The organism is Streptomyces sp. MZ04 (assembly GCF_004684775.1).
Classification (GTDB): domain Bacteria; phylum Actinomycetota; class Actinomycetes; order Streptomycetales; family Streptomycetaceae; genus Streptomyces.
In genome coordinates this window covers 1-1,891 of record NZ_SRIC01000537.1, presented here as the reverse complement: position 1 = coordinate 1,891, position 1,891 = coordinate 1, and the positions used below count along the sequence as shown (strand labels likewise).

At 73.6% G+C, this 1,891-nt stretch carries 1 protein-coding gene; it reads left to right on the top strand.

Annotation, left to right across the window (positions count from 1 at the left end):
* A partial coding sequence (locus tag E2651_RS42920) for a serine hydrolase (protein ID WP_135336683.1) occupies positions 1 to 1,085 on the top strand: 1,085 nt, incomplete at its 5' end.
* Positions 1,086 to 1,891: the final 806 nt, after the last annotated feature.

Sequence of the window (1,891 nt, the reverse complement as noted above, 5' to 3'; positions counted from 1 at the left end):
CGGCAGCCCCGGCCGAACCCGCACCGCCCAAGCCGGCCCCCGCGTACTCCTCGGCACTGCTCGACAAGCCCGGCACCCACGCCAGGCCGGGCGCCGGAGCCCCGCCCCTGCCGGCCGGGGTCTCGGCGCTGTCCTGGCTGGTGGCCGACGTCCGTACGGGCGAAGTGCTCGCCGCGCACAACGCCCACCGTCAACTGCCGCCCGCCTCCACCCTGAAGTCGCTCTTCGCCCTCACGGCCCTGCCCCACCTGGACGCCGCCGCCCGCCACAAGGTCTCCGAGAGCGAGCTCGCCGGAGTCGGCGACGGCAGCAGCCTGGTGGGCGTGGAGGCCGGCCGCAGCTACCGCGTCTCCGATCTGTGGCGGGGCGTCTTCCTCAGCTCCGGCAACGACGCCGTCCATGTGCTCGCCGAGCTGAACGGCGGCTGGCAGCAGACCGTCCGTCAGATGCGCGCCAAGGCCCGCGCCTTGGGCGCCCGTGACACCCATGTGGTCTCCCCCGACGGGTACGACGCGGCGGGGCAGGTCTCGTCCGCGTACGACCTGGCGGTCTTCGGCCGGGCAGGTCTCGCGGACCCCGAGTTCGCCCGCTACTGCTCGACGCCGGTCGCGCAGTTCCCCAACGGCAACTGGTCCTACCCGATCCAGAACACCAACCGCCTGCTGACCGGCGCGGACGGCGTGGCACGCTACCCCGGCCTCCTCGGCATCAAGAACGGCTACACCAGCCATGCCGGCAACACCCTGATCAGCGCGGCACAGCGCGGCGACCGCACCCTGGTCGTCTCCGTGATGAACCCTCAGGCGGGCGACGGATACGCCGTGTACGAAGAGGCGCGATCGCTGCTCGACTGGGGCTTCACGGCCGCGGGGCACACCACGCCGGTGGGTTCGCTGCTGCCCGAGAGCGAGCGGTCGCGCACCGCGCAGGGCCCGGCTCCCGCCGCCGCGCGGGCCGCGCTGACCGTGGAGCCCGACGGCTCGGACTGGACCGCGATCCTCCTGGTGGGCGCGGGTTCGGCGGTCCTGGTGGCGGGCGCGGTGGTGGTGATCCGGCGGCGGACGGCGGGTGCCTACCGCAGGTGATCGCTCAGGGCCACCGTCCAGGACGACTGGGCAGCGGCCGCGTCAGACCCCGCCCAGCAGGCGCGCGAGGTTCTGGTCCAGGTCGGGTTCCGTCGCCTCGCTCCCCGCACCCACGACGGCGTACGAGCGCAGCAGGAACCGCTGCAGCACCGTCCGGTCTGCGGTGGATTCGGACGAGTTCGAAAGCCTAGGTCTACCGGAGTCGCGGAGCGAGGATGCGGGGCCGGAACCTCGTCCGGCGGCTCCGGCGGAGGAGGAAGCGACGGAGGCTCCGGAGCCTCCGGAGCCTCCGGAGCAGCAGCCTGCCGCCGAGGAGGCCCCGGCTCCCGCGAAGCCTGAGGCTCCTGCGCCTGAGCCGGCGGATCAGCCTGAGCAGCAGGGTCCGGCGGAGCCGATGGCGCCTACTGAGCCGACGGAACCCGTTGCGCCGCCGGTCCCGACGCCGACGCCGACGCCTACTCCCACGCCTACTCCCACGCCCACGCCGCAGACGCCCACCCCGGAGCCCACTCCGGTTGACCCGACACCAGTCGATCCCACCCCGGTCGAGCCGACTCCGGTCGACCCGACTCCGGTCGAGCCCACGCCTCCGCCGGAGCCCGTCTGTGAACCCTGGGTCGGGCCGATCTATATCTGCCACAGCCCGTAGAAGGGTCGGCGCCACTCGCCGGACGGGCTGATGGATGCCCCGGACCGGGGGTCCAGGGGGCGGAGCCCCATGGTTTCGGGAAGGGGCGGGATCGGGGAACAGACACCGCATGCTCCTAGCCCGCCTCGCCCACGTGTCCGCCACCGTGGCCACCACC